At 69.2% G+C, this 26,350-nt stretch carries 27 protein-coding genes and 1 tRNA gene; 10 read left to right on the plus strand and 18 right to left on the minus strand.

Annotated elements, in window-relative coordinates; all coding sequences use genetic code 11:
- Positions 1-20: 20 nt before the first annotated feature.
- Positions 21-905, minus strand: coding sequence for a glucosamine kinase nucleotide-binding domain-containing protein (locus tag COA17_RS05800; protein ID WP_096610919.1), 885 nt, complete (start codon positions 903-905; stop codon positions 21-23).
- A gap of 114 nt (positions 906-1,019) precedes the next feature.
- Here COA17_RS05800 and COA17_RS05805 point away from each other — a divergent pair, with 114 nt between their 5' ends.
- The 3 genes from COA17_RS05805 (at position 1,020) to COA17_RS05815 (ending at position 5,572) form a co-directional block, all read left to right on the plus strand.
- The gene (locus COA17_RS05805; RefSeq protein WP_245857469.1) at positions 1,020-2,516 is read left to right on the plus strand and encodes an MFS transporter; all 1,497 of its coding nucleotides are present in this window, start codon (positions 1,020-1,022) and stop codon (positions 2,514-2,516) included.
- Positions 2,513-3,544 carry a serine hydrolase domain-containing protein gene (locus COA17_RS05810; protein ID WP_066488837.1) on the plus strand — a complete coding sequence of 344 codons (1,032 nt, stop codon included), beginning with the start codon at positions 2,513-2,515 and terminating at the stop codon, positions 3,542-3,544. Before COA17_RS05805 ends, COA17_RS05810 begins: the two co-directional genes overlap by 4 nt.
- Before the next feature lie 84 nt (positions 3,545-3,628).
- Complete coding sequence (locus COA17_RS05815) at positions 3,629-5,572, plus strand: metallophosphoesterase (protein ID WP_096610921.1); 1,944 nt, start codon at positions 3,629-3,631, stop codon at positions 5,570-5,572.
- A gap of 80 nt (positions 5,573-5,652) precedes the next feature.
- Here the strand turns inward: COA17_RS05815 and COA17_RS05820 are convergent.
- The 9 genes from COA17_RS05820 to COA17_RS05860 form a co-directional block, all read right to left on the minus strand.
- Positions 5,653-5,728, minus strand: a tRNA-Phe gene (locus COA17_RS05820).
- A 29-nt stretch (positions 5,729-5,757) separates the two neighbouring features.
- A complete protein-coding gene (locus COA17_RS05825) occupies positions 5,758-5,952 on the minus strand; it encodes a DNA gyrase inhibitor YacG (protein WP_096610923.1) in 195 nt (64 codons plus the stop codon).
- Positions 5,949-6,875 (minus strand): ribonuclease, encoded by a 927-nt coding sequence (locus COA17_RS05830; protein WP_096610925.1) that lies wholly within the window; start codon positions 6,873-6,875, stop codon positions 5,949-5,951. Before COA17_RS05830 ends, COA17_RS05825 begins: the two co-directional genes overlap by 4 nt.
- Complete coding sequence (locus tag COA17_RS05835; RefSeq protein WP_066488850.1) at positions 6,868-7,440, minus strand: Maf family protein; 573 nt, start codon at positions 7,438-7,440, stop codon at positions 6,868-6,870. Before COA17_RS05835 ends, COA17_RS05830 begins: the two co-directional genes overlap by 8 nt.
- 56 nt (positions 7,441-7,496) lie before the next feature.
- Positions 7,497-7,742 (minus strand): translation initiation factor IF-1, encoded by a 246-nt coding sequence (gene infA / locus COA17_RS05840; RefSeq protein WP_022685627.1) that lies wholly within the window; start codon positions 7,740-7,742, stop codon positions 7,497-7,499.
- A gap of 153 nt (positions 7,743-7,895) precedes the next feature.
- Positions 7,896-9,509, minus strand: a complete 1,614-nt coding sequence (locus tag COA17_RS05845; RefSeq protein WP_096610927.1) for a DNA methyltransferase — start codon at positions 9,507-9,509, stop codon at positions 7,896-7,898.
- Between the two features lie 113 nt (positions 9,510-9,622).
- Positions 9,623-11,761, minus strand: coding sequence for a sodium-translocating pyrophosphatase (locus tag COA17_RS05850; protein ID WP_096610929.1), 2,139 nt, complete (start codon positions 11,759-11,761; stop codon positions 9,623-9,625).
- 81 nt (positions 11,762-11,842) lie between these two features.
- A complete protein-coding gene (thiL, locus tag COA17_RS05855) occupies positions 11,843-12,721 on the minus strand; it encodes a thiamine-phosphate kinase (protein WP_096610931.1) in 879 nt (292 codons plus the stop codon).
- A 57-nt stretch (positions 12,722-12,778) separates the two neighbouring features.
- The gene (locus COA17_RS05860) at positions 12,779-13,279 is read right to left on the minus strand and encodes a P-loop nucleotide/nucleoside kinase family protein (RefSeq protein WP_245857472.1); all 501 of its coding nucleotides are present in this window, start codon (positions 13,277-13,279) and stop codon (positions 12,779-12,781) included.
- Between the two features lie 220 nt (positions 13,280-13,499).
- On the opposite strand from COA17_RS05860, the gene COA17_RS05865 reads away from it, so the two are divergent.
- Entirely contained in the window at positions 13,500-14,195 is a 696-nt protein-coding gene (locus COA17_RS05865; RefSeq protein WP_096610935.1) for an HAD family hydrolase, read from the plus strand.
- A gap of 118 nt (positions 14,196-14,313) precedes the next feature.
- Positions 14,314-14,688, plus strand: a complete 375-nt coding sequence (locus COA17_RS05870; protein ID WP_096610937.1) for a hypothetical protein — start codon at positions 14,314-14,316, stop codon at positions 14,686-14,688.
- Between the two features lie 505 nt (positions 14,689-15,193).
- On the opposite strand, the gene COA17_RS05875 is transcribed toward COA17_RS05870, so the two are convergent.
- Positions 15,194-15,820 (minus strand): DNA-3-methyladenine glycosylase family protein, encoded by a 627-nt coding sequence (locus tag COA17_RS05875; protein ID WP_096610939.1) that lies wholly within the window; start codon positions 15,818-15,820, stop codon positions 15,194-15,196.
- 54 nt (positions 15,821-15,874) lie between these two features.
- Here COA17_RS05875 and COA17_RS05880 point away from each other — a divergent pair, with 54 nt between their 5' ends.
- Positions 15,875-16,192 (plus strand): 2Fe-2S iron-sulfur cluster-binding protein, encoded by a 318-nt coding sequence (locus COA17_RS05880; RefSeq protein ID WP_096611593.1) that lies wholly within the window; start codon positions 15,875-15,877, stop codon positions 16,190-16,192.
- A gap of 45 nt (positions 16,193-16,237) precedes the next feature.
- On the opposite strand, the gene rlmB is transcribed toward COA17_RS05880, so the two are convergent.
- The 3 genes from rlmB to lepB form a co-directional block, all read right to left on the minus strand.
- Positions 16,238-16,984, minus strand: coding sequence for a 23S rRNA (guanosine(2251)-2'-O)-methyltransferase RlmB (gene rlmB / locus COA17_RS05885; RefSeq protein WP_066711443.1), 747 nt, complete (start codon positions 16,982-16,984; stop codon positions 16,238-16,240).
- An 89-nt stretch (positions 16,985-17,073) separates the two neighbouring features.
- A complete protein-coding gene (rnc, locus tag COA17_RS05890) occupies positions 17,074-17,775 on the minus strand; it encodes a ribonuclease III (protein ID WP_096610941.1) in 702 nt (233 codons plus the stop codon).
- Positions 17,772-18,599: a signal peptidase I gene (gene lepB, locus COA17_RS05895; protein WP_096610943.1), complete on the minus strand. Its 828-nt coding sequence runs from the start codon at positions 18,597-18,599 to the stop codon at positions 17,772-17,774. Before lepB ends, rnc begins: the two co-directional genes overlap by 4 nt.
- A gap of 73 nt (positions 18,600-18,672) precedes the next feature.
- Here lepB and pgi point away from each other — a divergent pair, with 73 nt between their 5' ends.
- The 4 genes from pgi to gorA all read left to right on the plus strand — a co-directional run bounded on the left by pgi (position 18,673) and on the right by gorA (position 22,298).
- Entirely contained in the window at positions 18,673-20,163 is a 1,491-nt protein-coding gene (gene pgi, locus COA17_RS05900; RefSeq protein WP_096610945.1) for a glucose-6-phosphate isomerase, read from the plus strand.
- A gap of 44 nt (positions 20,164-20,207) precedes the next feature.
- Positions 20,208-20,420: a type II toxin-antitoxin system VapB family antitoxin gene (locus COA17_RS05905; RefSeq protein WP_066486393.1), complete on the plus strand. Its 213-nt coding sequence runs from the start codon at positions 20,208-20,210 to the stop codon at positions 20,418-20,420.
- Entirely contained in the window at positions 20,417-20,824 is a 408-nt protein-coding gene (gene vapC / locus COA17_RS05910) for a type II toxin-antitoxin system VapC family toxin (RefSeq protein WP_096610947.1), read from the plus strand. Before COA17_RS05905 ends, vapC begins: the two co-directional genes overlap by 4 nt.
- Positions 20,825-20,948: 124 nt before the next feature.
- Positions 20,949-22,298 carry a glutathione-disulfide reductase gene (gorA, locus tag COA17_RS05915; protein ID WP_096610949.1) on the plus strand — a complete coding sequence of 450 codons (1,350 nt, stop codon included), beginning with the start codon at positions 20,949-20,951 and terminating at the stop codon, positions 22,296-22,298.
- A 70-nt stretch (positions 22,299-22,368) separates the two neighbouring features.
- On the opposite strand, the gene COA17_RS05920 is transcribed toward gorA, so the two are convergent.
- From COA17_RS05920 to hrpB, 4 genes are read right to left on the minus strand one after another with little or no spacing between them, the layout of a single operon-like run.
- Positions 22,369-22,830, minus strand: a complete 462-nt coding sequence (locus tag COA17_RS05920) for a hotdog fold thioesterase (RefSeq protein WP_066486401.1) — start codon at positions 22,828-22,830, stop codon at positions 22,369-22,371.
- Positions 22,827-23,306: a vgr related protein gene (locus COA17_RS05925; protein WP_096610951.1), complete on the minus strand. Its 480-nt coding sequence runs from the start codon at positions 23,304-23,306 to the stop codon at positions 22,827-22,829. Before COA17_RS05925 ends, COA17_RS05920 begins: the two co-directional genes overlap by 4 nt.
- A complete protein-coding gene (locus COA17_RS05930; protein ID WP_245857474.1) occupies positions 23,303-23,758 on the minus strand; it encodes a copper chaperone PCu(A)C in 456 nt (151 codons plus the stop codon). Before COA17_RS05930 ends, COA17_RS05925 begins: the two co-directional genes overlap by 4 nt.
- A 39-nt stretch (positions 23,759-23,797) precedes the next feature.
- On the minus strand, positions 23,798-26,224 hold the full coding sequence (hrpB, locus tag COA17_RS05935; RefSeq protein WP_096610953.1) for an ATP-dependent helicase HrpB: 2,427 nt from the start codon (positions 26,222-26,224) through the stop codon (positions 23,798-23,800).
- Positions 26,225-26,350: the final 126 nt, after the last annotated feature.

The raw sequence follows: 26,350 nt of genomic DNA on the forward strand, positions 1-26,350 counted from the left end.
CGCGCGCAACGCGGATGCCGTCACCCTGCTCGGGCGTCCCCCGGTAGCCCCGCCAGCAACAGCGCGCCGTCCAGCGCGTCGCCCTGCGCCTCGCCCAGCTGCGCGACGGTGCGTGCGCGCAACCACGGGCGAAGCCGCGGCGCCAGCCCGCCCATCAGCACGCACGACGGCGCGCCGCGTTCGAACACCGTCTCGATGAAGCGTTCGACGTGCGCTGCGGCATCCTCGACGATCGAGCGCGCGATCGCATCGCCCGCCTCGGCATGGTCCATCACCAGCGGCGCCAGCGCGGCATAGTCGCGCGGGGTCGCGCGATCCATCCACGCGATCGCCTGCGGAATGGCATGGCCGAAGCGGTCCGACACCGCCAGGCTCAGCGGGGTGCGCTGGCTGCGCCCATCCAGCGCGCGCAGCGCATGGCGTACCGCCGACAGCCCCAGCGCCGCCCCGCTCCCCTCGTCGGAGATCGGGAAGCCGTATCCGCCGATCGCCACGTCGGTGCCGTTGATGCGCAATTGCGCGATGCTGCCCGTCCCCAGGATCAGGATCGCGCCGTCCGCGCCGCGATGCGCGCCCAGGTTCGCGATCACCGCATCGGTGACATAGGCGACCGACGCGAACGGCCAGTCGAGCGCCGCCAGCGCCTCGCGCACGCCGGGGCGGGAAATGCCCGCGATCCCCATCCCCGCGCTGGTGTCGCGCAGATCGTCCGCGGTCAGCCCCGCCTCTGCGGCCGCCTGCGCGATCGCCGCGTCCAACGTCGCGCGCAGCTGCTCCATCCCCACGCGGGCATTGGCCGGACCGGTCGCGCCGCTGCCGATCAGCCGGCCGGTCGCGTCGGCGATGCGCGCGCGGCAGTGGCTGCCGCCCGCATCGATCCCCAGGAAATAGCGCGTCGTCGTCATATTCGTCCCTTGCCGTGCCGCGCGGGCGCTGTGCCATGAATAGGCGGCACTTGGCCATAACCGCGGGTTGGGGGCGGGATTGACGCGGTCGGGCGAAGCGCGGACCGTGCCGCGATGACCGACCCCGCCGCACCCGTACCTGCCGACACGCCCCGCCCCCGCGATCCGCGCGGCATGGCGCTGTACGCGCTGCTCGGCTTCGCGGCGGGACTGCCCTTCTACATGTTCTCGACCGTGCTGACGCTGCGGTTGCAGGCGCATGGCGTCGCGCTGGCGGTGATCGGCTTCTTCGCCTGGGTGCAATTGCTGCCGACGCTCAAGTTCGTCTGGGCGCCGCTGCTCGATCGCTATTCGATTCCCGGCTTCGGGCGCTTCTGGGGAAAGCGGCGCGGCTGGATCATGCTGGCGCAGCTCGGCATCTTCTCGGCGATGATCGCGATGGCGCTGACCGCCGGCGACGCCAGCCTGGCCATCACCGCGCTGTTCGCGGTGCTGCTGGCGTTCTGGACCACGACGCTGGAGGTCGCCGCCGACGCCTGGCGTATCGAACTCTACCCCACGCAGGACGAACAGGGGCCGATCGTCGCGGCGAACCTGTGGGGCTATCGCACCGCGATGGTTGCGGCGGGATCGGGCGCGCTGATCGTCGCCGACGGCGCGGGCTGGGTGGCGGCCTATCTGGTGATTGCGGTGGCGGCGTTCCTGCCCTTTCCGCTGCTGGTCGCGATGCGCCCGGACGGCGAAGGCGGCGGCGGGCGCTGGGTGGGGCTGGCGACCGGGCTGGTCGCCAGCCTCGTCATTCTCGGCGCCGCCGCGCTGGTGACCGCCGCGGTCGGCTGGGCCGCGCTGTCGGCCGCCGCGGGGCTGGGGATCGGCGCGGGCAGCAACGTGACCCCGTATGTGCTGGTGTTGTGCATGGTGCCGTTCCTGGCGATGGGCGCGGCGCTGCCGTGGATCCGCAACGCAGCCCCCACGTCGCGGCTGCGTACCTCGACGGTGCTCGGCCCCTATGTCGATTTCTTCTGGCGCTACGGCGCGGGGGCGCTGCTGCTGATGGCGTTCGTATCGCTGTACCGGATGGGCGACGTGCTGGCGCTCAACCTGTCAAAGCCGATGATCAAGGGGCTGGGCTATTCGCTGACGCAGATCGGCCGGGCCGACAGCCTCGTCGCGCTGGTCGCCAGCATGGCGGGCGTCGGGCTGGGCGGCTGGCTGGCGACGCGCTGGCGGATGACGTGGCTGCTGGCGTTGGGCGCGGTGGTCGCGGCGGCGGGCAATTTCGGCTTCGTCTGGCTCGCGCATCAGCGGGTGGACGAAGCCCTGCTGTACGTGTCGACCGCCGCGGACCAGTTCGGCAACGGTTTCGCCGGTGCGGTGTTCGTCGTCTATCTCTCGCTGCTGGTGAACCCGCGCTATCCGGGCGCGCAATATGCGTTCCTGACCGGCTTCGCCTTCCTGCTGCCCCGCCTGCTGGCGGGCGCCGGGGGGACGATGGTGGGGGCGATCGGCTATGACGGCTTCTTCCTGCTGTCCGGAATCGTCAGCCTTGCCGCCATCCCGCTGCTGCCGTTGCTGGCGCGCGTCGCCGCCCGGCCGGAGGATCACGCATGACCGACCTCGACACCGTCGCCGACGCCGCCTTCGCGCCAGCGCGCGCCTATGTCGATGCCGCGCGCATCCCGGGCGCGATCCTGGGTCTCGTCACCACCGACGGGCGCCGCGCGGTGCGCTGCACCGGGCTGGCGCGGCGCGTGCCGTCGCCGGAGCCGCTGACGACGGCGCATTGGTTCGATCTAGCCTCGGTCAGCAAGGTGATCGCCACCACCACCTTCGTCCTGCAGCTCGCCGACGAAGGGCGGCTCGATCTCGATCGCCCGCTCACCGATGCCATCCCCGACCTGCGCCAATATGACGTCGCCGGCGCCCCCGAACGGCGCCTGACTTTCCGCGACTGCCTGGTGCATCGCACCTTCCTGCCCGCGGTGGAGCCGATCTACACCTATGGCGACGATCCGGCGCGGCTGCGCGCCTTCGTCCTCCAGCGCGAATGGCGCCACGGGCCGCCGGTCTATTCGGACATCAACTTCATCCTGCTGGGCATCGCGGTGGAGCGGCTGACCGGCGCGGGCCTCGACGCGCTGCCGCTGGGCGCCGGCCTGAGCTGGGGACCGCCCCCCGGCCCGGCGGTCGCCACCGAACATTGCCCATGGCGCGGCCGCGTCCTTCAGGGCGAGGTGCATGACGAGAATTGCTTCGCGATGGGCGGGCGCACCGGCCATGCCGGGCTGTTCGGCACGGTCGACGGCGTCCTCGACTTCGCGCGCGGGCTGCTCGACGGCAGCGGCGCGTCGCCCGCGATGCTGGACGCGATCCGCACGCCGGTCGAGGGGCAACGCACCCACGGCTGGGAAATCCGCCATCCCGGATGGTCGGGCGGTCAGGCCTGCTCCCCCGGCACGATCGGCCATACCGGCTTCACCGGCACCGGCCTGTGGGTCGATCACGACCGCGGCCTGGCCTGGACGCTGCTGACCAATCGCGTCCATCCCACGCGCCACGCCGACAGCGGCATCTTCACGCTGCGCCCCGAAACGGGCGAGGCGCTGATCGCCGCATGGGACAGCAACGCTTCGACATAGCGGCGACATGGCGCCGTCACCGAAACTTCATTCCAATGTAGAGTCGTTGTTCCACCATTCTGGTAGGTAACCAGGGGACGGGACATGAACAGACGGGAATTCACGCGCCGCGCCAGCCTGCTGGCGATGGCGACGGCGGGCAGCGGTATGGTCGCCGCGTGCGACGGCGACGGTGACATTCCCGCACTGGCGCCCGCGCCCTCCCCGACACCCACCGCCGCACCGCTGCCGACCGCGATGTTCGTCAACGAGCCGTTGGTGCTCAGCGAACCGATGCTGCAACTGCCGACCGCCGATTCGGTGCGCGTCGTGTGGTTCACCGAGTTCCAGGGCCGCGACCATGCCGTGCGATACGGCGCGAATTTCGGCGCGCAGGTCGCCGCCACCTCCACGCCGCTGTCGCGGATGTACGAGGATGCCACCTCGACCGTCGCCGGCCGCAGCTACACCGGCCTCACGCAGCGCGACATCTGGAAGCACGAGGCGCTGGTCGCCGGGCTGAAACCGGGCGAGCGCGTCCCCTATGTCGCGGTCAGCAACGATGGCGTGAAGACGATGCGCAGCGGCGAGGCGACGCTCCAGCCGCTGCCCGCCGCCGGGCAGAAGACGCGCATCCTGCTGACCTCCGACCTTCAGCTCAAGAAGATGGCCTCCGCCAATTACGAGCGCGTGTTCGAAACGCAGGGGCCGATCGACGGCATCTTCTTCGCCGGCGATCTGGTCAACGTGCCCAATCGTGCGTCGGAATGGTTCGACAACAGCGTCATCAACCTGCCGCCGTTCTTCGGCGCATTGCAGGGGACGATGCGCAAATGGCAGCCGACGTCGACCTACACCGGCGGCGCGCTGCTCCAGAACGGCTGGATCTATCCGATCCTGGGCAACCACGAATATTCGGGGCGGTGGAACGCGGCCAACACGCTCAACACCATGTTCAACGATCCGCAGCCGCGCTGGTATGCCGAAATCGCCTATGAGAAGGTCAAGACGACCGTGAACCCGTCGGGCAGCGACGCCGTGCGCGAACGCTGGATCCAGGACAATTCGTTCGAGATCGTGTCCTACAGCGAAGTCTTCACCCTGCCGCAGGGGCCGGAGGGCGGCCGCTATTACGCGCAGCGCATCGGCGACCTGTTCCTGATCGCGATGGACGGCAACCGCATCTGGCGCAGCTGGGGCGCGACCGGCCGCGGCAAGCTGTCGGAGGCGACCGCGTCGATGAACAGGCCCGCCGAATGGGGCTTCGGCGATTTCCAGTTCCATCCGTTCGCCAAGGGATCGCGCCAGTACAGCTGGCTTCAGGGCATATTGGCCAGCGAGGCGTTCCGCACCGCGAAATACAAGGTGGTGATGGTCCACCAGTCGGTGTTCGGACTGGGCGACAATGCCATCCCGGTGATGGCGCAGACGCAGGCCAGCTTCGAATATGCCGACGCGGGCGGCGCGGTGCGCACGCTGGGGCCGATCCCCTTCCCGATCGACGCGACGACCTGGAACACGCAGATCCAGCCGATCATCGACGCCGGGCGGATGCGCTTCGTGAAATACGATTATCCGCTGTCGCAGGATCTGTGGCGCAGCGACATCGAACCGCTGCTGGTCGGGGCGGGGGTGCAGCTGGTGCATGTCGGCCATTCGCACCTGTGGTGCCGGTCGAAGGTGGGCACGCTCAACTATCTCGAAACGTCGAACGTCGGGAACAGCTACGGCGCCTACGTCGACAATCTCGCGCCGCGCCGCACGGCGGTGCCCGCGCCGGGGCTGCCGGCCGGGACGTCCTTCACCTGGAACCAGGACGACTACCCGCGCGAAGGCGACCCGCATGACCGGCCGGCGATCTTCCCGTCGCTGCGCCAGCCGATGGTCGAGCTGGCCGGGGGCAACACCTCGGTGCCGTTCGTGTCGAGCAACGACATCACCGCCTACAGCATCCTCGACACCGGCACGGGCACCGTCAGCAGCTTCGCGTTCGACACCCGCTACCCGGCGCGCGATCCGATCAAGTTCGACGAATTCGCGCTGATCTGATGCCGCACGGCGGGGCGTGCCGGTGCGCGTCCCGCCGCCACCCGCGCGCCGCGATGCGGCTTATCCGACGATCATGGAAATGGTGCCCAAGGGCGGGATCGAACCACCGACACTACGATTTTCAGTCGTATGCTCTACCAACTGAGCTACTTGGGCCTATCGCGAACAGCGATGAGGCGCGGTCCCTAATCGGTGTCGCGGCGCCTGTCCAGCCCTTCCGCGCCCGCCACATCGATCATTTCCGGATCGACCGGCGCACCGGGCAGGCGATAGCCTTCGTCCAGCCAGCGCAGCAGGTCGCGGCTCGCGCAGCCGCGCGAGCAGAAGGGGGCATGATCGCGCACGGCCGGCGCGGCACAGATCGGGCAGCGTTTCGTCATCGGTCGAATATGGGGGTTCGCCCCGTCCGGCGCACGATCTCCGCGATCCACGCCGGTGTCGCCTCGATCCGGTCGCGCACCGCATCGGGCAGGCGGAAGCGCGCCGGCGCGGACACCGGCGTGCGCTCGATCATGCGCAGCGCGGCACGCGCGGCCGCGCCGACGGGATCGTCGCGGATCCGTTCGGGCAGCGACGCGCGCGGGCGCGGGCGCACGATCTGCAGGAAGCCGAAGCCGTTCACCGAGGTCCGCTCGAACGGCGGCGACAGCGCGGCGTCGATCGCGGCCGCCACCGCCTGGCGCGCGGCCTTGCCGGTGACGGTCGGGAAGTCGATGCCGATCGACCCGCCGATGCCGTGGCGGTGGATCGCCAGCGCCGCCGCAGTCGCCGCGCGCACCGCCAGCGCCTCGCCCGGAAGGTCGCCGTCGACATCGAACAGCGTCATCGCCGGGGTCGGCGACAGCCGCAGCACGCCGCCCGCGAACGCGATCTCGCCCCCCGACGCTTCCTCCAGCACCTCGGACCAGCCCGCCGCCTCCAGCGCGTCCGCCTCATGCGCGCGCAGGTGCCGCACCGGATGCCCAGTGGCGGCGATCCGCGCCAGCAGGTCGGGTCCGGCGGCCGGCGCGGCATCGCTGACCTGTGCCCGCGCGCGCTTGGCGCGGCCGGGTTCGGGGATCGCCTCGCGCACCACCTCGACGGTCAGCGCCGCGCCCAGCGTCACGCCGGGCGGCGCGCGGTCCAGCATCACCTCGCGCCCGTCGTCCAGCGTCGCGACCGTCCGCTCGGTCAGCCGCGCGCGCGCCACCGTGCCGACGCGCAATGTCGCTGGCAGTTCGATCCGCGCCGCCAGGATGCGCTCCCCGGCGACCAGCGCGGCACGCGCCTCGCCCACGCCGTCCTCATATAGCCATTCAGCCAAGCGGGACGCCCGCCGCCGCCAGCAACGCGCGCGTTTCGAACAGCGGCAGGCCGATCACCCCCGAATGGCTGCCGTGCAGGAAGCGGACGAACGCCTCCGCGCGCCCCTGGATCGCATAGCCGCCCGCCTTGCCCAGCCCCTCGCCGCACGCGATGTACGCGGCGATCTCGGCCTCCGACAGCGGCTTGAACGCAACGATCGTATCGGCCAGCCGGATGCGCACCGTACCGTCCGGCGCGATCACGCACACCGCCGACAGCGCATGGTGCCGCCGCCCGGACAGCAGCCGTAGCAGTGCCCGCTGCACGTCCTCGCTGTCCGCCGGAGGCAGGATGCGCCGGCCCAGCGCGATCGTCGTATCGCCGGCCAGCACCGCCTCCCCCGCCTCGCGCGGGACCGCGCGCGCCTTCTCCTCGGCCAGCCGCAGCGCATAGGCGCGCGGCAGTTCGCGCGGGCGCGGCGTTTCATCAATGTCGGGGGAATGGATGCGCGCGGGCACCACGCCGATCCGCGCCAGCAGGTCGCGGCGGCGCGGGGAAGAGGAAGCGAGGACGAGCGTCGTCATGGGCTACCCGCGGTCATGGCGCTGGCCGGCATCGGTATCCGCCGGCCCGGCGGGCGTCAGGACGGGCCGGGGCCGCCGCGACCGGGCATGAAGCGATAGGTGATCCGCCCCTTGGTCAGGTCATAGGGGGTCAGTTCGACCAGCACCTCGTCCCCCACCAGCACGCGGATGCGGTTCTTGCGCATCTTGCCGGCGGTATGCCCCAGGATTTCATGGTCGTTTTCGAGCCGGACACGGAACATCGCATTGGGCAGCAGTTCCACTACCTGCCCGCGCATCTCGAGAAGTTCTTCTTTCGCCAAACGGTGTCTCTTTCGCGTTCAATGCGCGGCGCCATAGCCCAGACGGCGACAAAAGGGAAGGCGAGCGCACACCGCATGATGCGGGCGTGGCCGTCGCTTCCCGCGCTTCGCCGTCAAAGGTGGCGAGCGCGCGCCGGGCGCGCAAGGGGCCGTTCAGAACAGCGAAGTCTGGCGCCCGGTATCCTCCCGCGCGGCGCGGCGAAACGCGGCCGTCGGATCGACCAGCGGCAGGTCAGGACGCTTGCCGCGAAACAGCTCGGCCAGCGTGATGATCTGCAGCCGTGGATAGGTCTTGCCGGTCGCCGCCGCGGCGAACCGCCCGACCGCGGCAGCCTCCTTTTCCATCACGGTGGTAGGCGTTGCCTTGCACAGGAAGATGCCCGCCGGCGCCTTCTCTCGCTCCATCGCGGAATGCAGGTCGCGGATCATCCCGACCCCGACATGGTCCCCGCCCTTGACCGAGACGATCGCCCTTTCGGTACGCTTTCCATCGGGCTTGAAATAGATGATGCCGTCGACCCCGCCGTCGGCGCCCTTCTTCTTGCCGCCATAGGGCATCGCATCGACCATCGACACCGCCCACCACTGGAACTGATATTTGTCGCGCCGCGCCAGATCCATGGCCGACTCCAGATCCTTGGGCGTACCCTCGACGGTAAAGGCGACACCCGGAAACGCCGCCTGCATCCGCTTCTCGATCAGCGAGATCGCCAGATGCGTGACGTCGATCCCGATCCACTGCCGCCCCAGCTTCTGCGCCGCATGCACCGCCGTCCCGCACCCGCAGAACGGATCGAGCACCACGTCGCCCTCGTTCGACGACGCAGCGATGATCCGTTCGAGGAGCGCGACGGGTTTCTGGGTGGGGTAGCCGAGCCGCTCCTGCGCTTGGGAATTCAGCGCCGGAATGTCTGTCCACAATGCCTGGACGGCCGTGCCCTTCGCCTCGTCCAGATACCGTTTCAGGCGGATGCCGCCGCCGCCGCGGGTGAAATGTAGCCGCCCCTCCGCATCCAGGCGCTCCATCGTTTCCCGCGGCATGCGCCACAGCGAAGTGACGCCCTTGTACTCATAGGTATAGCCGCCACCCGACAGGCCTTTGGCCGTCAGATTGTCGTCCATCCAGCGACGGCCATCGGCATCCCGCTGCCGAAAGCGTGCCTCGTACTCGGGTTCATAGGCAAGCGTCTGCGGATGCCATGCGTAGTCCGGGGATCGGGTGTAGAACAGCAGCGTGTCGAGGTTCCGTCCCCACCGCCCCGCATCGTTATGGGCAGTGGTGCGCTTCCATATAATCTCGTTGCGATAGCGATCCGCGCCGAACACCGCGTCCAGCAACAGCTTCAGGTAATGGCTCGCGGTGGAATCGCAGTGCAGGTACAGGCTGCCCGTCGGCCGCAACACACGGTGCAGTTCGATCATCCGCACCGCCATCATCGCCAGATAGGCCATCATGTCGTTGTCGCCCAGGAACCGGCGCATCGCGTTCAGCAGATCGAACGCGCGGGTATGGCCGCTGCGCGCCACCTGGTCGAAGGCATCCTCGGCGCGGTCGTTCCAATGCCAGGTATCGACGAACGCCTCGATCTGTGCGTCTGCCGTGGCGCCGGTCGGCGACTTGAACAGAATGTTGTAACTGGCATTCGAATTGAACGGCGGGTCGAGATAGACGAGGTCGACACTGCCATCCGCGATCTCGCGCCGCAGTACGTCGAGGTTATCGCCGTAATACAGGTGATTGGCGGGGCGGTTCGCGGTCCTGCTCATGACCGCGATTGGAGCGTGACGCAATTATCCTGTCGCGCGCTTGTGCTTCCGTTTCGGCGGCAATGACTGCCTTGCCGCCGAAACGGATCGACTAACCGGCGTTACCCCGCCCCCTACCCCCCGTTCGCCGCCAGCGCCGCCAGCAGCAGCAGCGCGACGATGTTGGTGATCTTGATCATCGGGTTCACCGCCGGGCCGGCGGTGTCCTTGTACGGGTCGCCCACCGTGTCGCCGGTCACCGCGGCCTTGTGCGCTTCCGATCCCTTGCCGCCGTGGTTGCCGTCCTCGATATATTTCTTGGCATTGTCCCAAGCGCCGCCGCCGCTGGTCATCGACAGCGCGACGAACAGCCCCGACACGATCACCCCCAGCAGCATCGCGCCCAGCGCGGCGAAGCCCGCCGCCTGCCCGTCGACCGCGCGGACGATGAAATACAGCGCGATCGGTGACAGCACCGGCAGCAGCGAGGGCACGATCATCTCGCGGATCGCCGCGCGGGTGACCAGGTCGACGGTCCGCGCGTAATCCGGGCGGCTGGTCCCGGCCATGATGCCGGGATTGTCGCGGAACTGCCCGCGCACCTCCTCCACCACCGCGCCCGCCGCGCGGCCCACCGCGGTCATTCCGAACGCGCCGAACAGGTACGGCAGCAGCGCGCCGAGCAGCAGCCCGACGATCACATACGGGTTGCTCAGCGAGAAATCGACCGTCAGGTCCGGGAAATAGGTCTCCAGGTCCGTGGTATAGGCGCCGAACAGCACCAGCGCCGCCAGCCCCGCGGACCCGATCGCATAGCCCTTGGTCACCGCCTTGGTGGTGTTGCCCACCGCGTCCAGCGCGTCGGTCTTGTGCCGCACCTCGTCGTCCAGCCCGGCCATTTCGGCGATGCCGCCGGCATTGTCGGTCACCGGGCCGTAGGCGTCGAGCGCGACGACCATCCCCGCCAGCGCCAGCATTGACGTCGCGGAGAAAGCGATGCCGATGATCCCCGCCAGCTTGTACGCGGCCACCACCGCCACGACGATCACCAGCGTCGGCAGCGCGGTCGCCTCCAGGCTGATCGCCAGCCCCTGGATCACGTTCGTGCCGTGCCCGGTCTCGCTCGCCTTGGCGATCGACTTGACCGGGCGATAGGCGGTGCCGGTGTAATATTCGGTGATCCACACGATCAGCCCGGTCACCGCCAGCCCGATCAGCATGCACCAGAACAGGTCCAGCCCGGTGAACCCCGCGGTCGCGGTGGCGGTATCGGCGCCTTCGTCCAGGAAACCGGCGCCGCCGATCACCTTGTGCATGTCGCCCAGCGTGTATTGCGTGGCGAACCAGATCGCGGGCACGGACAGGATCGCGGAGGTCCAGAACCCCTTGTACAGCGCGCCCATGATCGATCCGCTGGCGCCCAGCCGCACCATGTACGTGCCGATGATCGAGGTGATGATGCACACGCCGCCGACGATCAGCGGCAGGCTCATCAGCCGCATCAGTTCGGCCGCATCCGCCTGGATCAGCAGCGCGATCGACACCATCGTCACGCCCAGCGTCACGACATAGGTTTCGAACAGGTCGGCGGCCATGCCCGCGCAGTCGCCGACATTGTCGCCGACATTGTCGGCGATGACCGCGGGATTGCGCGGATCGTCCTCGGGTATGCCGGCCTCCACCTTGCCGACCAGGTCGGCGCCGACGTCGGCGGCCTTGGTGAAGATGCCCCCGCCCAACCGCGCGAAGATCGAGATCAGCGACGCCCCGAACGCCAGCGCGGTCAGCGCCTCGACGATCTCGCGGTCGTTGGGCAACCGCCCGGCCGGGCCGGTCAGGTACCAGAAGAACCCCGCGATCGCGAGCAGGCCCAGCCCGGCGACCAGCATCCCGGTCACCGCGCCGGACCGGAACGCCATGGTCAGCCCGCCCTGCAACGATCCGCGCGCCGCCTCCGCGGTGCGCACGTTCGCGCGCACGGAGATGTTCATGCCGACGAACCCGGCCACCCCCGACAGGATCGCGCCGATCGCGAACCCGACCGTCGACAGCGTCCCCAGCGTCACCCACAGCACCACCGCGACGATGACGCCGACGATCGCGATCGTGGTATATTGCCGACGCAGATACGCGCGCGCACCCTCCTGGATGGCGCTGGCGATATCCTGCATCCGTTCATTGCCCGGCGATGCGGCGAGCACCTGTCGGCTGGTGGCGAAGCCATAGAGTACGGCGATCAGGCCGCAGACGATGGCAAGGTAGACGGTCGTCATGCCTTACATCCCTCCTGTTGGCGCGGACCCGGTCTGTCGCCGGCGCCTCGCGCGAGGGGTGGAGGCTATCATGCCAGGGGGTCAGCGCAACCCATGCTGGAACCCGAGTTGAGCGGGCAGCGCCACCGCCGCCCCGTCGCGGGTCAGCGTCAGCCCCGCACCCGCCGCGAAACCACCGACCCGCGTTGCCGGCACGGGCGGCACGAACCCCGGCGGCGCGGCGAACAGCAGTTCGTAATCGTCCCCCGCGGTCGTTGCCGCCAGCGCGTCGGCGACGCCGGCGGGCAGCGGCAGCGCGTCCAGCGCGATCGCAACCGCCACGCCGCTCGCCGCCGCCATCCGCGCGGCATCGATCAGCAACCCGTCGGACACGTCCATCATCGCATGGACCAGCGGCGCCAGCGCGCGCCCCTCCGCCAGCCGCGGCACCGGGCGGCGGTATCGCGCCAGCAATGCCGCATCGCCCGCCCCCGCGCACGCGATCGCCAGCCCGGCACCTGCGCCGCCGATCGTCCCCGTCACCCATAATCCGTCACCGGCCCGCGCGCCCGACCGCGCCGGCGCCGCGGCGTCGCGCCCGAACGCGGTCACCGTCAGCACGCGCGGCGCGCCCGCCGGCAGCGACACGGTGTCCCCCCCGATCAGCGCCACGTCATACGCGCGCAGCACCGTCGCCAGCCCGTCGAGGAACGCCGCATCCCAGTCCGCATCGCGCAGCGGATAGTTGAGCATCACCCCCTCCACCGCCGCGCCCTTCGCCGCCAGGTCGGACAGGTTGGTCGCCACCAGCTTCCACGCGACATCCGCCGCCGGATCGCCGGGCAGGAAATGCACCCCCTCCACCAACGTATCGCTGGTCACGACCAACCCGCCCAGCACCGCCACATCGTCCACCAGCCCGCGCGCGCCGGGATGCAGCGGCAGCGTGCGCAGCCGCGCGATGAAATCGGCCTCATTCATTCGGGGAGTGTAGGGCTGCGCCGCGCCGGGCGGAAGCGAATGATGGACGCGCTCACATCAGAGAAAGCGTCGGAGCTCCGCCAGCACACGGTCCAAATCGACGGAAATTCGCGTATCTACTTCGACGATCGGACCTATCCCCATCGGACGGTCATATTCGTCGAGCATTTCCGGGGGCATTTCTTTTAAGGGGTGGGCGGCATGGTGCTCGCTCGTGGCTGCGCGTTCACGAAACCGCTTGGCTGTTTCCGCACGACCGCAATCACAATGAACTTCAACAATCGACGCCCCGAGGTTGGTCAGCTTGGTCCGCTCATAGTCGCTATGCGGTCGAAAATTGGCTTCCAGTACCGCCTGCGGCGCATGGCTTGCCAAGGACCATATCAATTCCATCGACGCGCCGCCGATCAGGCGAGAGGCTGCGAGATCGCCTCCGCCGTCGCCAAACACGTCGGTCAGCGTCTCCTTGATAAAGTCCTTCGAGAACAACGGATACCCAAGCCGTTGCGCCAACGGCACCGCGAGCGTCGTCTTACCCGCACCCGGCGCGCCTGACACGATCACTATCTGGCGCGGAACGTTTGACACCAAGGGGGCATATCAAAGGTCGGGAACGACCGCCATCGGGCGTGATCCGACGTGATAGCCGTCCCATTGGGGAACGGGACCGGGAATGCCGACGGCTGAACGGACGACGCCCCCCTCACCCGCGCGGTGCTATGGCGCGGCGTCGTATCCGCGGTTAAGCAGCGCCCGTTTCTTCCATCCGCGAGCCGCCATGCCGATCGACCTCATCTGCCTCGATGCCGACGACACGCTGTGGCACAACATGCGCTTCTTCGCCGCGGCGGAGCAGGCGTTCGCCGATCTGGTCGCGCCTTATGCCGACGACGCGGCGGCGCGTGCGCGGATGGAGGCGGTGGAGATCCGCAACCTCAAGCGCTACGGCTATGGTGCGAAGAGCTTCACGCTGTCGATGATCGAAACCGCGCTGGAACTGGCCGGTGACGCGCTGCCCGCGGCCCATGTCGCGCGCATCCTCGATATCGGGCGTACGCTGCTCGATCACCCGGTCGAACTGCTCGACGGCATCGGCGACACGGTCGAGGCGCTGGCCGCCCGCGCGAAGCTGGTGCTGGTGACCAAGGGCGACCTGCTGCATCAGGAGGTGAAGCTCGCCGCCTCGGGCCTGGGCCAGCTGTTCACCGGGGTGGAGATCGTCAGCGACAAGCGCGCCGACACGTTCGTGCGCGTCTTCCACCGCTACGGCTGCGCGCCCGATCGCGCAGTGATGGCGGGCGATTCGATGCGTTCGGACATTCTGCCCGCGCTGGAGGCAGGGGCATGGGGGGCGTTCATCCCGCAACCGCTGGCGTGGAGTCACGAGGTCGCCGCCACCCCCGCCGACCACCCGCGCTTCCGCCAGCTCGCGCGGCTCGCCGACCTGCCCGGCTGGATCGACACACTGCCCTGACCGGCCGCGCGAGGGCCGACAAAAAACGTCTGAAATCAATTACAAACGATCGACATCGCGCCCGCGCAACCCATCCTCAATCTTTCGCCGCGACAAGGCGCCGGGAAAGAGGAAGCTGATGTACAAGATCGTCGTCGACCGCACCCACACGCTGATCCGTCTCGACGTTACCGGCATGCTGACCGCCGCGGTCGCCGATCAACTGGCCGGCGACATGATCGCGCGGGTGATGGAAGCGCAGCTGGAAAGCTATGTCCTCATCATCGACATTTCCCGCTGCCCGGTCCAGTCGCAGGACATCATCGGCCTGATCGGCGGGCATCTGACGAAGATGAAGCGCGCGCGCGGCGTGGCGATCGTCACCGGCAGCACGCTGGTGCGCGTCCAGCTGCGGCGCATCTTCGACCAGCCCTTCACCCGCTTCGTCGCCACCCATGCCGAGGCGCTCGACTGGCTGCTGGCGGCGAAGGAACCCGCGGCGCTTTGCGCGTGACGGGGGACGTGCGCCAGCCAATAAGAATACGCCGGGCCGCAACCACGCACCTTATGAAACCGACGGGTTTCGCCCAAAAACAGACATTAGTCGCGTCAGTTGCGGTTGTACGAACGGATTGTCTTAAATCCGACCCGAACCGCTAAGATGGTCGCGTAGGCCGCGATGGAACACAAGACGATGATTTCGATCCAAAATCTCACTGGCGAGCCATCGATTGTCGACCCATGAGACCCTCTGCCGGATCGAAGGGCGGACACAATCCAAGAGACACTACTGATTAAGACGGTCAGCGTGACCATGTTCATAGTCAAGCGCGGATGACGTGCGAAAAAGCCATTTTTTGCGTCACGCTGGTCCATCTTCGGTGTACTAGCGGTCGCAAGTTAACAACCGGCTATGACGGGCCGCATAACTGCCACGACGCGCTGCTACCCCCCTATCAGCGCGACCCTTCGGCAAATTCGCGAACGACCGCTTTCCACCCAAAACCTGACCCCACCGCCTAGACCGGCGCGGCATCCGCTCCCGCGCCATAATGGTGCCAGGTGAAGATCGCCGCCGCCCCGCGATACGGCCGCCACGCCTCCGCCAGCTCTCGCGTCATCCGCTCCGATGGGCGTTCGGGCAGGCCCAGGATGCGCCCGACCTCGATCTGCACCGCCAGGTCGCCGGCCGGCCAGATATCCGGCCGCCCCTCCGCGAACAGCAGGTACACTTCGGCGGACCACCGCCCGATCCCCTTGACGCGGACCAGCTGCGCGATCGCTTCCTCGTCATCCTCGGGCAGATGGTCCAGGTTCAGCCGCCCGCTGATCACCTCCTCGGCCAGGCTGCGGGTATAGCCGGTCTTCTGCCGGGAAAAGCCGCAGGCGCGCAGCCCCTCGTCGCTCAGCGCGGCGATCACCGCCGGGTCGGTCGGGTCGCCCAGCACCTCCAGCTTGCGCCACACCGCATCGGCGGCCTTCACGCTCACCTGCTGCCCGACGATCGTGCGCAGCAATGTGGCATAGCCGCGCGCGCGGATGCGCGGCGCGGGATAACCGACGCGCGCCAGCGCGGCGCCGAACGCCGGCTCGACGGCGGCCAGCGCGTCCAGGTCGCCATTCAGCCGCTCCGCGCTCAGCCCCATTGCGCGATGCCGGTACAGGCGGCATGGGGAGCGTGTTTGATCGGGGAGAAATTCATGCCCAAGCTTATCGTCGTTACGCGTGAGGGGGAAGAACGCGAGATCGACGGCGACGCCGGCCTGTCGGTGATGGAAGTGATCCGCGACGCCGGCATCGACGAGATGCTGGCGCTGTGCGGCGGTTGCTGCAGCTGCGCGACCTGCCACATCCACGTCGATCCCGCCTTCGTCGCCGCGCTGCCCGCGATGAGCGAGGACGAGAACGACCTGCTCGATTCGTCGGGCGACCGCGACGATACCTCGCGGCTGGCGTGCCAGATTCCGTTCAGCGCCAACCTCGACGGGCTGAAGGTGACGATCGCCGCCGAAGACTAAGGTGGTGTGCGCATCGTGGCGGGCGCCGCCGCGATGCGCATCCGATCACCCGCGCGCGGTCACCGCATAGAGCGCGATCGCCGCGGCATTCGACACGTTCAGACTCTCGACCTTGCCGGATATCGGCAGCTTGGCCAGCTCGTCGCAATGCGCCTCGGTATTCTGGCGCATCCCCTCGCCCTCCGCGCCCAGCACGATCGCGATCCGCTGCGTGCCCATCGCCTGCGCCAGCGTCTGCGTGGCATGGCCCGTCAGCCCGATCCGCCAGAAGCCGGCCTCGGCCATCTCCTCCAGCGCGCGCGCCAGGTTGACGACGCGCACCCACGGCACGCTTTCCAGCGCCCCGCTCGCCGCGCGCGCCAGCGCCCCCGATTCGGGCGGCGAGTGGCGGTCCTGCGTGACGATGCCCAGCGCGTCGAACGCCGCGGCGGAGCGAAGGATCGCGCCGACGTTATGCGGGTCGGTCACCTGGTCCAGCACGATGAGCGGGCGCTGGTCGCCCTCGCCCTGCTGCAACAGGTCGCCCAGCCATACGTCCTCCAGCGGGTCGACCTCCGCCACCAGCCCCTGGTGCGGCGCGTCGGACGGGACCAGCCGACCCAGGTCGGCGACATCGGCATAGACGATCGGCAACACCGGCGGCAGGTCCAGCGCCGCCAGCGCCTCGCGCGTGCCCCAGATCTTGCGCACCACGCGCTCGGGATTGGCGAGCGCGGCCAGCACCGCGTGCCGCCCCCACAGGCGCGTCCGGTTGCCCTGCTGCTGGCTCGGGCGGTGGCCACGGCGCGCCATCAGCGGCGCCCCGCGCGGGTCAATAGGTGATATCTGATACAGACCATGCGCGCGCTATGCGATGCGCGCCGACGCGACGCAACCGCCCGCTATTTCCGCCGCCGCGGCTTCGCGCTGGCCGCCGCCTGTTCCTCCAGCGTCGCCAGCAGCGTGCGCGCCGCTTCGGTCTCCGCCTCCTGCTTGCTCGCCCCCTGCGCGGTCACGCTGTCCTTGCCGACGCTTGCCGCCACGGTGAAGCGTGGCGCATGGCCGGGGCCGGAGCGGTCGACGATCGCATAGGCGGGCACCCCGCGCCGGTTCGCCGCCGCCCATTCCTGCAACGCCGACTTGGGGTGCTGCGGCGCACGCGCATCGGCGTGGAGCCGCTCGGCCCACAGCCGCCGGATCGCATCGCGCGCCGCGTCCAGCCCGGCGGTGCGGTACAGCGCGCCCAGCAACGCCTCCATCACGTCGCCCAGCACGTTGTCGCTGTGCTGCGCGCCGTCGCTATGCGCCTGCTTGCCCAGCCGCACGCGCGCTTCCGCGTCGATCGAGCGCGCGACGTCGGCGCACACCACGCCGGTCACCAGCGCGTTGAACCTTTTGGTCAGCTGCCCTTCGGGTTCGTCGGGGAAGGTCTCGTACAGCCATTCGGCCATCACCAGCCCCAGCACCCGGTCGCCCAGGAACTCCAGCCGCTCGTAACTCTCGCCTTCGCGGCTGGAATGGGTCAGCGCGCGCACGAACGACGCAGTGTCCGCCGGCCGGACGCCGAACGCGCGCTCGACCCAATCGGCCAGATCGTCGCTCAAAAGCCCTCACCGATCCGGTCGAGTCGCGCCGCCGATACCCAGGTCCAAGGCTTCAGCCACGATGCCGAACCGTCGGTGGACCAGAAATTGACGATCGCCTTGCCCTCGATCCGCTCCATCGGGATATACCCCATCCCCTCGGGCGGGGCGAAGCGGCTGTCGGCCGAATCGTCGCGATTGTCGCCCATCAGGAATACCGCGCCCGCGGGCACGTGATAGACGTCGGTATCGTCGGCCTGCGGGATGTTCTCCTGGTCGAGCACGTTATAGCTCTTCCCGTCGGGCAGCGTCTCGCGGAACTGCGGATAGCGGCAGATCGCGCGCCCGGTGCTGTCGACGTCCTGGAACGGCGTGCCGCATTTCTCGGTCGGGAAATTGGGCGAGATCGGCACGATGAAGTCGGCGACCCGCTGCTTGGGGATCGCCTTGCCGTTCAGAAACAGCTGCCCGTTCCGCATCTGCACCCGGTCGCCCGGCAGGCCGATGACGCGCTTGATGACGTCGTGGTCATCCGGCCCCATCGACCGGAACACCACCACGTCGCCGCGCGCGGGATCGCGTGCGAAGAGCCGCCCGGGGATCAACGGCAGCCCCCATGGCAGCGACCAGCGCGAATAGCCGTAATTCCACTTCGACACGAACAGATAGTCGCCGATCAGCAGCCGCGGCAGCATCGATTCGGAGGGGATCGAGAAGGGCGAGAAGATGAAGCTGCGCAGCACGAACACGAACAGCGCCAGCTTCAGCAGGAACCGGATCGTCTCGCTGGTTTCGGAACGGGCGGGGCGGCCGGCGGTTTTGCCGGCGACAGGAGGGGTGGCCATGACGCTTCGCGTCGCCTAACGGCGCGGGCGCGTCAAGCGAAGGCTTGGCACGACAGCATAGGGAAGACGGACAATGGCGGACTGGTCCCGGATCGAAACACTCCCCCCCGAACGGCTGGAGGCGCTGTTCGCCGCCGACGCCGACCGGCTGAAGCGCCTGTCGCTGGACGTCGCGGGCATTCATTTCGACTGGTCGAAGACGCATCTGACCCCCGATGCCGTCGCCGCGTTCGAGGCGCTGGCCAAGGACGCCGACCTCGCCGGCCGGCGCGAGGCGATGTTCGCGGGCGACCATGTCAACGTGACCGAGGACCGCCCGGTCGAGCACACCGCCGAACGCGGCGAGGGCAAGGCCGACAGCGTGTCGCGCGCCGCTTCCTATCACGCGCGGATGCGCGCGGTGATCGACGCGATCGAGGCCGACGCCTTCGGTCCCGTCCGCCACGTCCTGCACGTCGGCATCGGCGGGTCGGCGCTCGGGCCGCACCTGCTGGTCGATGCGCTGGGCCGCGACCATGATCGCTACGACGTCGCGATCGTCTCCAACGTCGACGGCATGGCGCTGGACGACGTGTTCGACCGGTTCGACCCCGCCGCCACGTTGCTGGTCGTCGCGTCGAAGACCTTCACCACGACCGAGACGATGATGAACGCCGAAAGCGTCATCGCCTGGATGACCGGCGCGGGGGTCGAGGATCCCTATGGCCGCGTCATCGCGCTCACCGCCTCACCCGACAAGGCGGTCGAATGGGGCGTCGACGAAACGCGCGTCCTGCCGTTCTCCGAAGGGGTCGGTGGGCGTTACTCGCTGTGGTCGTCGATCGGCTTTCCCGCCGCGATCAAGCTCGGCTGGGAACAGTTCGAGGAATTGCTGGACGGCGCGGCGGAGATGGACCGCCATTTCCGCCTGTCCGCGCTGCACGAAAACGCCCCCGCGCTCGCCGCCTTCGCCGACCTATATTACACCCAGGTCCGCCATTGCGAGACGCGCGCCACCTTCGCCTATGACGAACGGTTGCGCCTGCTGCCCAGCTACCTGCAACAGCTGGAAATGGAATCGAACGGCAAGGGCGTGACGGTGGACGGCAAGCCGGTCGGCCGCCCCACCGCGCCGATCACCTGGGGCGGGGTGGGCACCGATGCGCAGCATGCGGTGTTCCAGCTGCTCCACCAGGGCACGCACATCGTCCCCGTCGAATTCGTCGCGGTGACCGAGGCGGGCGACACCCTGCCCGCCGAACATCACCGCCAGCTGCTGCTCAACGCCTTCGCGCAGGGCGCGGCGCTGATGAAGGGCAAGCAGGCCGACGATCCCGCGCGCAGCTATCCGGGCGACCGCCCGTCCTCGACACTGCTGCTCGACCGGCTCGACGCGCGCACGCTGGGCGCGCTGATCGCCTTCTACGAACATCGCGTATTCGTGGCGGGCGTACTGCTGGGGATCAATTCCTTCGACCAGTTCGGCGTCGAGCTGGGCAAGGAAATGGCCAAGGCCGCGGCGAAGGGCGGCGGAGACTTCGACCCCTCCACCACCGACCTGATCGCCCGCGCCGGTCTGGCGTAAGCGCGGGCGACCGACTATGTGTATGGCTCTGCGGAGCCATACACATGCGGACGAATATCGACATCGACGACGCGCTGATGGCGCAGGTCATGCGGATCACCGGCAAGCGTACCAAGCGCGACGCCATCCACGCCGCGATGGCGCGGCTGGTCGAGTTGGACCAGCAGACCGCGATCCGCGACCTGCGCGGCACGATCGAATGGGTCGGCGATCTCGACGACATGCGGACCAGCAAATATATCGCTGCCGACATATGATCCTCGTCGATACCGGCGTGTGGATCGACTATTTCGGCGGCATCCGAACGCCGCAGACCGATTGGCTCGACGATCATCTGGCGGTTCGCCGTTTCCTGGTCGGGGACCTCGTCCTTGCCGAGGTCCTGCAGGGCTGCCGTACCGACCGGCAGTTCGATACGCTTCATGCCGCGCTGGACAGATTTCGCCTGCTTTCCATCGTCGACGGGCAGGTGGCCGTGGCCGCCGCCCGCCATTATCGCACGCTACGCGCGCTCGGCATCACGATCCGCAAGACGATCGATACGCTCATCGCCACCCGGTGCATCATCGCCGATATACCGCTGCTCTACGGCGACCGGGACTTCGATCCGTTCGTCCAGCATCTCGGGCTTCGCTCTGCGATGCAGCTGCCCGCGCACTGACCACCCTGTCCTACTGCCCGTGCCGCTGTTACCAGCGCGGGCACGAACCGGCCTCCCGCCGGTTCAGCACTAACCCCGCGACCGTCTCAACATTCGCAACATTCGCGCACGCCGGAGCCTGAATATGTCCGACTACGATTACGACCTTTTCGTCATCGGCGCCGGTTCCGGCGGCACGCGTGCGTCGCGGGTTGCGGCGGCGCATGGTGCGCGCGTGGCGGTGGCGGAGGAATATCGCGTCGGCGGCACCTGCGTCATCCGCGGCTGCGTGCCCAAGAAGCTGCTCGTCTATGGCGCGCATTTCGCCGAGGACCTGCGCGACGCGCGGCATTTCGGCTGGGATGTGCCCCCCGACTGTGCGTTCAGCTGGCCGCGGCTGCGCGACAACGTGCTGAAGGAAGTCGACCGGATTAACCAGGCCTATACCACCACGCTGGAATCGAACGGGGCCGAGATCATCCACCAGCGCGCCACCGTCTCCGGCCCGAACGAGGTAACGCTGGCCGACGGCACGACGAAGACAGCGAAGACGATCCTGATCGCGGTCGGCGCGCATCCCGCGGTGCCCGAATGTCCCGGCCATGAACATGGCATCACCTCGAACGAGGCGTTCCACCTCGATGCGGTGCCCCAGCGCGTGCTGATCGCGGGCGCGGGCTATATCGCCAACGAATTCGCCGGCATCTTCCACCAGCTGGGCGCGCACGTCATCCTGATGAACCGGTCGAAGGAGATATTGCGCGGCTACGACCTGCAGATCCGCGACCGGCTGCTCCAGATCAGCATGATGAAGGGGCTGGAGTTCCGCTTCGACGCCACCTTCCAGGGGATCGAGAAGCTGGATGACGGCTGCCTGAAGGTCAGCATGGCGAATCACGAGCCGGCGGTGGTCGACATGGTGATGTTCGCCACCGGGCGCAAACCGAACACGCACGGACTGGGCCTCGACACCGCAGGGGTGGAGCTGGACGATATGGGCGCGGTGAAGGTCGATGCCGACAACCGCTCCACCTGCCCGTCGATCTACGCGATCGGCGACGTCACCAACCGCATCCAGCTGACCCCGATCGCGATCCGCGAAGGGCAGGCGTTCGCCGACAATCTGTTCGGCGGGAAATCGACAATGGTCGACTACGATTGCGTGCCCTCCGCGGTGTTCAGCCACCCGCCGATCGCCGGCGTCGGCATGACCGAGGCGGAGGCGCGGCAGAAGCTGGGATCGGTGAAGATCTATTCGTCCGATTTCCGCCCGATGAAGAACGTGCTGGCCGGCCGCGACGAACGCGCGCTCTACAAGATGGTGTGCGACGGGGAAACCGACCGCGTCGTCGGCATCCACATGATCGGCCCCGACGTGCCGGAAATCATCCAGTCCGCCGCCGTCGCGGTGAAGGCGGGACTGACCAAGGCGCAATTCGACGCCACCGTCGCGCTCCATCCGACCATGGCGGAGGAACTGGTGCTGCTGAAGTAGCGGCGCTCCCAATACGTCACCCCAGCGAAAGCTGGGGTTTCCCGGTAAGGGAACGAAGCGCGGCGCCCGCCTATCCCGCTGCCACCGCGCCGCGCTGCGCCGGGATCACCGCGGCGGTCATCCGCGCGATGCACACCAGCCGCTCGGCCGCGTCGGTGATGCGGATCGTCCAGACCTGACTGGTGCGGCCCAGGGATTCGGCGCGCGCGGTGGCGTGGACATATCCGTCGCCGGCGGGGCGCAGGTGGTTGGCGTTGATCTCCATGCCCACCGCCGCCGACACCGCCGGGTCCAGCGTCGCCATCGCCGCGACCGATGCGACCGTCTCGGCCAGCGCGACGGAGGCGCCGCCGTGCAGCCGCCCGTAGGGCTGCTTCGTCCGCTCGCTCACCGGCATCCGCGCGGTCAGCCAGTCGTCACCGGATGCGACGAATTCGATCCCCAGGAAACCGGGCATCGACGTCGCGCCAACCGCGGTCAGCCGCGCCAGATCGGGAGTACCGCCGTGCCAGATCGTCGTATTCGTGGTCATGCCCGCCTCGTGGTTCCTGAATCGGTGGGAAAGGGAAGGATCGTCTCGTACCGCGCCAGTTCCGGCGCACCGGGTATCCGCGCGCCCCGCCGCAGCAGGAAGGCGTGGCGGACGATCTCCGCCTGCTGCTCGATCCCGTATCGCTCCAGCCGCCAGCCGGGGCGGATCGCATAATGGTAACGGCAGAACGAATGGCGCGCGAGCGGCAGGCAGATGCCGCGCTGGTGCTGCCAGATGTGGCACATCTCGTGGATGAACAGCCCCTGCGCATCCAGCGGCGCATCGGCGAAATCGTCACGCCACAGGTCGCCGCGCGGATGGAAGTGGATCGTGCCGGCCGGCGCCATCACCACGCCGCGCGGCTGGAAGAACGCCCATTTGCGCCGTGCCAGCGCCACCTGCCCATAATCGATCGTGTCGCCGTACACCGACCGCGCCAGCGCCACCTCGCCCTCGGTCAGCGCGCGCCGTGTCACTCCGGCGCCGCCTCGCCCGCGCCGATCACCGTGGCGGGCACCTCCACCGCGGTCCCGTCATCGAAGCGGAAGGTAAGCGGCAACTTGCCATTCGGGGTCACGCCGGCGGGCACGCCGAACAGCATCGCATGAAAGCCGCCGGGCGCCAGCTTGACCGTTCCCGCCTTGGGCACCGGCACCGCCTTCACCGCGTCCATCGCCATCATGCCGTTGCCGGTCATGCGGCTGTTGTGCAGTTCGATGCGCGCGACGCCGGGCGCGGTGATCTGCACCAGCGCCGCGTCCTTCACCCCGCCGTGCAGCACGGCATATCCCGCCGCCGGCCGCCCCGGCACCGCCGCGAGCCGGACATAGGCATCGCCCGCGACCGGCGCCTGCGGCGCGCCGGAACAGGCGGCAAGGATCAGTACCGGTGCAAGCGCCATCATCCGCATCGCATCATCTCCCATCATCTCGCCCCTGCCTACGAAGCCGTGGCCGCGCCCGCAATCCTACCGCCGCGCATCCGCCTTCTTGGTGCGCAGCGTCGCGCTGGCGGCGGCGGGATCGTCGGGCCACGGGTGGCGCGGGTAGCGGCCGCGCATCTCCTTGGCCACTGCGCTCCAGCTGCCGCGCCAGAAACCCGGCAGGTCGCGCGTCGTCTGGATCGGGCGTCCTGCGGGGCTGGTCAGTGACAGGACCAGCGGCACGCGCGCTTCCCCCACCACAGGATGCTCGTCCAGCCCGAACAGCGCCTGGACACGCAGCTCAACGGTCGGCCCGGCCTCCGCGCCATAGTCGATCGCATGGGTCGATCCGGCGGGGCTGGTGAAATCGGCCGGCGCCAGCCGGTCGGTCTGGCGCAGTGCGTCCCAGCCCAGCAGGTTGCGCAACGCATCGGTCAGCGCCCCCGGCGCGATCGCGTCCAGCCGACGCTTGCCGGCCACCAGCGCGGGCAGCCATTCGTCGATCCGCGCGATCAGCACCGCATCGTCCAGCGGCACCCCGGCATAGGCCGCGCGCGTCCGCAGCGCCTGCGCCCCCGCCGACCAGGGGAGCAGCGCCGGCCCGTGACGGCGTACCCCCTCGACCAGCGCGGCGGCGATCGTCGCGGGATCGGCGGTGCTGTCCGGCCCGCTCGACACGCGGATCGCGCCCAGCCGCCGTTCGCGCAGCGCCTGCACCGCACCGGTGGCCGGATCGAAGGTGGCGGTGCGATGGGTGGCGATCCGGTCGGCGAACATCCCCTCCACTGCGTCCGCGCCGATCGCGGCGGCGGACAGGATGCGCGCGCCCGCCGCCATCCCCTGCGTCTCTGCGACCGCCAGCCATTCCTGCCGCGCCAGCGGCGAGGTCGGGTCGAGCCGGAAACCGCGCCCGCCCGCCGAGGCCCAACGCTCGCCATTCGCATCGCGGCGCTTCGCCACCCGATCGGGGAAGGCCAGCGCGATGCACTCCGCGATCGTCCCCTCCCCGTCCCCGGCCCCGTCGCCGCGCCCGCGCACCAGCGCCGCCCAGCGCTTCGCCAGCCCGCGCGCGCTTTCAGCCTTCGCCGACCGATCGCCGCGCCAGCGTCGCCAGCGCACCTCCAGATCGGCATCGGGACCGCCCAGCCCGCGCTCCTGCAACAGCGCCGCGACCTCGGCGGCCAGCCGCTTGTCGGGGGCGAGCAGCAGCATGTGCGCCAGCCGCGGCGCCATCGGTAGCGCCGCCATCGCGCGGCCATGCGCGGTCGGCCGCCCATCCTGGTCCAGCGCGCCCAGCACCGTCAGCCGCGCGCGCGCCTCCGCCACCGCCGCCTCGGGCGGGGGGTCGATCCATGCCAGCTGGCGCGGATCGGCGACGCCCCAGATGGCGGTGGCCAGCAGCAGCGCCGACAGGTCCGCCTCCAGGATCTCCGGCGGGTCGAACCGCGGCATCCCCGCGGTGGCCGCGGCCTCCCACAGGCGATAGGCGACCCCCGGACCCTGTCGCGCGGCACGACCGGCGCGCTGGGTCGCCGCCGCCTGGCTCTCGCGTTCGGTCACCAGCCGCGTCATCCCGACCGCGCGATCGTAGCGCGGGCGCCGCGCCAGCCCGGAATCGACCACCACGCTGATGCCGTCCAGCGTCAGGCTGGTTTCCGCGATCGACGTCGCCAGCACCAGTTTGCGCGCGCCGTCCGGCTCGGCACGGATCGCCCCGCGCTGCGCCGCCGGGTCGAGGCTGCCGTGCAGCCGGTGCAGCCGCACCCCCGGCAGATCGCCCAGCCGTTCGGCGGTCCGCTCGATTTCCGCGATGCCGGGCAGGAAGGCGAGCACCCCGCCCGCCTCCTCCGCCAGCGACCGGCGGATCGCGGCGGCCATGTCGTCCTCGATCCGCGCCTCGCCCGCGCGGCCGATGTGGCGCAATTCCAGCGGGAAGCTGCGCCCGGCGCTCTCCACCACCGGCGCATCGCCCATCAGCGCGGCGAAACGCGCGCCGTCCAGCGTGGCGGACATCGCGACGATGCGCAGGTCAGGACGCAGCGCACCCTGCGCATCCAGTGCCAGCGCCAGCCCGAAATCACCGTCGAGGCTGCGTTCATGCACCTCGTCGAACAGGATCGCGGACACGCCGGCCAGTTCGGGGTCGTTCTGCAACCGCGCGGTCAAGATCCCCTCGGTCACGACGGTGACGCGCGTCGCCGCCGACCGCTTTGTATCGAGCCGCGTGGCATAGCCGAAGGTGCGTCCGACCGGCTCGTCAGCCAGCGTCGCCATCCGTTCCGCCGCCGCGCGCGCCGCCAGACGGCGCGGCGAGGTGACCAGCACCTCGCCGGTGCACCATGGTTCAGCCAGCAGCGCGGGCGCGACCGCGGTGGTCTTTCCCGCCCCCGGCGGCGCGACCAGCACCGCCGCCGCGCCGACGCGCAGCGCGGCGAGCAGATCGGGCAGGACGGCATGGATCGGCAGGGTCATGGGGCGGCCCTACCGCGATCGATACGCTCGGCGAAAGCGCGCGCCCGTGTTCCGGCAATCGCCGGAACCCAGGGCCGGACGCGGCAATGACGGCTGGCGATCATGACCCTGGGCTCCTGCCTTCGC

The sequence above is a fragment of the Sphingomonas ginsenosidimutans genome (assembly GCF_002374835.1).
GTDB classification, from domain to species: Bacteria; Pseudomonadota; Alphaproteobacteria; order Sphingomonadales; family Sphingomonadaceae; genus Sphingomonas; species Sphingomonas ginsenosidimutans.

Bases quoted from the DNA above. Each gene is read 5' to 3' on its own strand.
- vapC (WP_096610947.1), top strand. From the start codon at position 20,417: ATGATCCTCGTCGATACCGGCGTGTGGATCGACTATTTCGGCGGCATC.
- thiL (WP_096610931.1), bottom strand. From the start codon at position 12,721: ATGAATGAGGCCGATTTCATCGCGCGGCTGCGCACGCTGCCGCTGCAT.
- COA17_RS05815 (WP_096610921.1), top strand. From the start codon at position 3,629: ATGAACAGACGGGAATTCACGCGCCGCGCCAGCCTGCTGGCGATGGCG.
- hrpB (WP_096610953.1), bottom strand. From the start codon at position 26,224: ATGACCCTGCCGATCCATGCCGTCCTGCCCGATCTGCTCGCCGCGCTG.
- COA17_RS05850 (WP_096610929.1), bottom strand. From the start codon at position 11,761: ATGACGACCGTCTACCTTGCCATCGTCTGCGGCCTGATCGCCGTACTC.
- COA17_RS05875 (WP_096610939.1), bottom strand. From the start codon at position 15,820: ATGGGGCTGAGCGCGGAGCGGCTGAATGGCGACCTGGACGCGCTGGCC.
- COA17_RS05845 (WP_096610927.1), bottom strand. From the start codon at position 9,509: ATGAGCAGGACCGCGAACCGCCCCGCCAATCACCTGTATTACGGCGAT.
- pgi (WP_096610945.1), top strand. From the start codon at position 18,673: ATGGCGGACTGGTCCCGGATCGAAACACTCCCCCCCGAACGGCTGGAG.
- COA17_RS05865 (WP_096610935.1), top strand. From the start codon at position 13,500: ATGCCGATCGACCTCATCTGCCTCGATGCCGACGACACGCTGTGGCAC.
- COA17_RS05800 (WP_096610919.1), bottom strand. From the start codon at position 905: ATGACGACGACGCGCTATTTCCTGGGGATCGATGCGGGCGGCAGCCAC.
- gorA (WP_096610949.1), top strand. From the start codon at position 20,949: ATGTCCGACTACGATTACGACCTTTTCGTCATCGGCGCCGGTTCCGGC.
- COA17_RS05835 (WP_066488850.1), bottom strand. From the start codon at position 7,440: ATGACGACGCTCGTCCTCGCTTCCTCTTCCCCGCGCCGCCGCGACCTG.
- COA17_RS05905 (WP_066486393.1), top strand. From the start codon at position 20,208: ATGCGGACGAATATCGACATCGACGACGCGCTGATGGCGCAGGTCATG.
- COA17_RS05810 (WP_066488837.1), top strand. From the start codon at position 2,513: ATGACCGACCTCGACACCGTCGCCGACGCCGCCTTCGCGCCAGCGCGC.
- lepB (WP_096610943.1), bottom strand. From the start codon at position 18,599: ATGGCCACCCCTCCTGTCGCCGGCAAAACCGCCGGCCGCCCCGCCCGT.
- COA17_RS05880 (WP_096611593.1), top strand. From the start codon at position 15,875: ATGCCCAAGCTTATCGTCGTTACGCGTGAGGGGGAAGAACGCGAGATC.
- COA17_RS05805 (WP_245857469.1), top strand. From the start codon at position 1,020: ATGACCGACCCCGCCGCACCCGTACCTGCCGACACGCCCCGCCCCCGC.
- COA17_RS05930 (WP_245857474.1), bottom strand. From the start codon at position 23,758: ATGATGGGAGATGATGCGATGCGGATGATGGCGCTTGCACCGGTACTG.
- COA17_RS05870 (WP_096610937.1), top strand. From the start codon at position 14,314: ATGTACAAGATCGTCGTCGACCGCACCCACACGCTGATCCGTCTCGAC.
- rlmB (WP_066711443.1), bottom strand. From the start codon at position 16,984: ATGGCGCGCCGTGGCCACCGCCCGAGCCAGCAGCAGGGCAACCGGACG.
- COA17_RS05920 (WP_066486401.1), bottom strand. From the start codon at position 22,830: ATGACCACGAATACGACGATCTGGCACGGCGGTACTCCCGATCTGGCG.
- COA17_RS05825 (WP_096610923.1), bottom strand. From the start codon at position 5,952: ATGACGAAACGCTGCCCGATCTGTGCCGCGCCGGCCGTGCGCGATCAT.